Origin of the sequence: Micromonospora sp. KC721 (assembly GCF_004348355.1) — a bacterium.
Lineage (GTDB): Bacteria > Actinomycetota > Actinomycetes > Mycobacteriales > Micromonosporaceae > Micromonospora.
Genome location: NZ_SMJY01000370.1, coordinates 1 through 1,948, shown reverse-complemented (window position 1 = coordinate 1,948; position 1,948 = coordinate 1). Strand labels below are relative to the sequence as shown.

Annotated in this window: 1 protein-coding gene; it reads left to right on the top strand. The window is 75.6% G+C overall.

Going from position 1 to position 1,948, the window contains the following annotated elements; all coding sequences use genetic code 11:
* The first annotated feature begins 452 nt into the window (after window positions 1-452).
* A complete protein-coding gene (locus E1182_RS30390) occupies window positions 453-1,919 on the top strand; it encodes an SCO6880 family protein (RefSeq protein WP_132271167.1) in 1,467 nt (488 codons plus the stop codon).
* Window positions 1,920-1,948: the final 29 nt, after the last annotated feature.

Here is a 1,948-nt window from a genome sequence, read left to right as displayed (position 1 = left end):
GGGCGCACCGGATTCCAGGTCATCAACGCCCGGGTGGCGTGGTGGCTGGCGCGCTCGCGTCGCCACCACCTCTACATCTCTGGCGTCGCGTCCCGGGTCACCGCCGCCCACCAACTGCCAGGGGTGCCTGGTGGCGGTCAGTCCCGCCCGGGTGGCGCGGATCCGTCCGCTCCGACTCCCCGCACCGCCGGTGGAGGCTCGGGGTCTGGTGCGGCCGGGTCTGGTCACGCTGCGGGTGCCGGGACGGCGGGGGCAGGAGCTGGTGCCTCCGGCGGCGCGGGCGCTGGCGCGGGCACAGCGGGTGCTGGCGCTGGCGCGGCCGGTGCAGGGGCTGCCGCAGCCGGGCCCGTCGGTGCCGGTGCGGCTGGTGGTGTCGCGGCGGCGAAGGCTGGTCCGGCGGTGGTGCGCAAGGTCAGCGGGACGGCGTCCGGAGCGGTGGACGGTGAGGGCTCATGAGCACTGGGACGCGGGAGCGGCCGGTCGAGCAGCGCACCTACGGCAACTGGCGGCTCGGCCGCGGCGCCGGCTTGTTCGGGCTCGGCCCGGCCGGCACCATCGCCGCGTTCCTGGTCATGGTGCTCGCCGCCGCGATGCTGCCGGTCTCCGCTCTCGCGGCGCTGATCACCGCCGTCGCCGGTCTGCTGGTCCTCGCGCCCCTGGCGATCCGGGTCAACGGGCGCACCGGATTCCAGGTCATCAACGCCCGGGTGGCGTGGTGGCTGGCGCGCTCGCGTCGCCACCACCTCTACATCTCTGGCGTCGCGTCCCGGGTCACCGCCGCCCACCAACTGCCAGGGGTGCTGGCCCGCTCCGAGGTGTACGAGGTGGAGACCGGCCGCTCCGGGGTCGTCGCGGTCGTCGTGGTGCCGCAGAGCCGGCACTACACCGTCACCCTGCGCTGCGCGCCGGAGGGCATGGACCTGGTCGACCAGGCCGTCATCGACGCCCGCGTCGGGCACCTCGCGTCCTGGCTGTCGGCGCTGTCCCGCGAGCCGCAGCTCGTGCAGGCGCAGGTCACCGTCGAGACCACCCCGGACCCCGGCACCCGCCTGGCCGCCGAAGTGGCCGCCACCAGCAGGCCGGACGCGCCGGCGCTGGCCCTGCAGGTCCTCAACGACGTCGTCGAGTCGTACCCGGCCGGGTCGGCGACCGTGGACACCCGCGTGTCGCTGACCTACTCGGCCCCGCCAGGCCGGGCGATGTCGCACGAGGACGTCTGCCGGGAGGTCGCCGCCCGGCTGCCGCACCTGCACGCCGGCCTGACCGGCGCGACCGGCGCCGGCATCGTGCCGATGTCCGCCCGTGGCCTGGCCAGGGTGGTGCGCGCCGCCTACGACCCGGCCGCGGCCCTGGATCTGGCCCGCGATCCGCAGCTCACGCCCGACTGGACGCAGGCCGGGCCGGTGGCCGCCCGGGAAAGTTGGGACAGCTACCGGCACGACTCGGGGGTGTCGCGCACCTGGTGCATGGTCGAAGCACCCCGGGGTGTGGTGCACTCGCGGCTGTTCTCGCGGCTGACCGACCCCGACCCGCAACTGCTGCGCAAGCGGGTCACCATGATCTACCGGCCGTACTCCCCCGGCGAGGCGGCCCGGCTGGTCGAGTCCGACAAGCGCGACGCCCGGTTCCTGGCCGGTAAGAAACACCGGCCCAGCGCCCGGGACCTGACCGACCTGGCCGCCGCCGAGCAGGCCGCGGAGGAGGAAGCCACCGGCGCCGGCGTCACCCGGTTCACCGTGCTGGTCACCGCGACCGTCGCCGACGAGAAGCACCTCGACGAGGCCACCGGCATCATCCAGGCCCGCGCCGGCGAGGCCCGCCTGGCGCTGCGCCCGATGTACGGGTGCCAGGCCGCCGGGTTCGCCGCCGGCCTGCCCGCCGGTGTCGTCCTGCCCACCCACGCCACGATCCCCTTCTAGGACCGGCATGACCCCCCGCGACACCACCC

What these genes read in the sequence shown, in the direction of transcription:
- E1182_RS30390 (WP_132271167.1), top strand. Translation starts at nt 453, where the DNA reads ATGAGCACTGGGACGCGGGAGCGGCCGGTCGAGCAGCGCACCTACGGC.